At 61.8% G+C, this 1,500-nt stretch carries 1 protein-coding gene and 1 pseudogene; both read left to right on the forward strand.

The annotated features are described in order from the left end of the window. Positions 1-73 (forward strand): annotated as a pseudogene (locus tag AWB67_RS40435) (beta-ketoacyl-ACP reductase); the annotation flags it as partial. 21 nt (positions 74-94) lie between these two features. Then, positions 95-1,500 (forward strand): PHA/PHB synthase family protein (locus AWB67_RS37605; protein WP_087660835.1); only part of this gene is annotated, 1,406 nt, incomplete at its 3' end.

Here is a 1,500-nt window from a genome sequence, read left to right on the forward strand (position 1 = left end):
TCTCTGCTCCGATGACGCTGCCTTCATCACGGGCGCGGACCTCGCGATCAACGGCGGTATGCACATGCAATGACATCGACGACGAGCCATACGTATGAGACGTGACCTCACTGAAACGACAGCACCGTTTCCGGCGCCACAAAGCGATTGCGGACGGCCACGCACGAATGTCAAGGATCATGCGCTGGATCGTGCTGCACACGCGATGGTCGCCGCGACCACATCCGGGCTCTCTCCCGCTTCGATCTGTCTGGCGTGGCTCGACTGGGCATTGCATCTGGCGGTTTCACCCGGCAAGTGTATGGATCTCGCTCGGGACGCTACTCGGAACAGGCCGCCGGGGCCCGTCGTGCCGACGGACGACCCGCGCTTCTCAGCGTCCGCGTGGCAGCGCTGGCCATTTAGCGCATACCGCGATGCCTTTCTGCAAGTGCAGCAGTGGTGGCAGGACGCAACTACCGGCGTGCTCGGTGTCGACAGGCATCACGAACAAGTGGTGAGTTTTCTCGCGCGCCAGATGCTCGACGCGTTCGCGCCGAGCAACTTCGCGCTGACAAATCCTGTCGTGCTCGAAGCTGCGATTCGCAGCGATGGCGCGAATTTCACCGCAGGCGCGCGGCACTGGATCGAGGATCTTGAAGACTACTCCACTCGTTCCAGAGGCGAGCACATCCGGCGAAGCCCTTACGTTCCAGGCCGCAACGTCGCCATCACGCCGGGCAAGGTCGTCTGGCGTAACAGCTTGTGCGAGCTGCTGCAATATTCGCCATCAACTGCGCAAGTGGCCCGCGAGCCTCTCTTGATCGTGCCATCGTGGATCATGAAGTACTACGTCCTCGACCTGCAGCCGCACAATTCGCTGATTCGCTACCTGGTCGGCGAGGGCTACACGGTCTTCACGATCTCGTGGCGCAACCCCGGCGCCGAAGCGCGAGATGTCGGGCTGAATGACTACCTGTCACATGGATTGCTCGCCGCGTTCGACGAAGTCCGCGCTCGGTGTTCTGGCGAAGCGGTGCACGCGGTTGGCTACTGCCTCGGTGGCACGCTCCTCGCGATCGCTGCCGCAACCCTGGCGCGAGACGGCCGCGCAGGCGAGCTGCGTACCGTCACGCTTCTCGCTGCTCAGACGGATTTCACGGACCCCGGAGAGCTCGGTCTTTTCATCGACGCAAGTGCGCTCGCTGCGCTCGATTCCTTAATGTGGGAACAAGGCTTTCTCGATGGTGCACAGATGGCCGCCGCCTTTCAGTTACTCAACGCGCGCGACCTGATCTGGTCGCGGGTGATGAGCGAGTACCTGCTCGGGCGTCGATCCAAACCGAGTGACTTGATGGCATGGAACGCGGACACGACGCGCATGCCGTATCGCATGCACAGTGAATATCTGACGCAACTCTTTCTGCATAACGATCTCGCCGAAGGACGCTATTGCGTCGGCGGGCGTCCAGTTGCGTTATCCGACATCGCGCAGCCGATGTTTGTCGTCGGCACCGAACG

Origin of the sequence: Caballeronia terrestris (genome assembly GCF_001544515.1) — a bacterium.
Classification (GTDB): domain Bacteria; phylum Pseudomonadota; class Gammaproteobacteria; order Burkholderiales; family Burkholderiaceae; genus Caballeronia; species Caballeronia terrestris.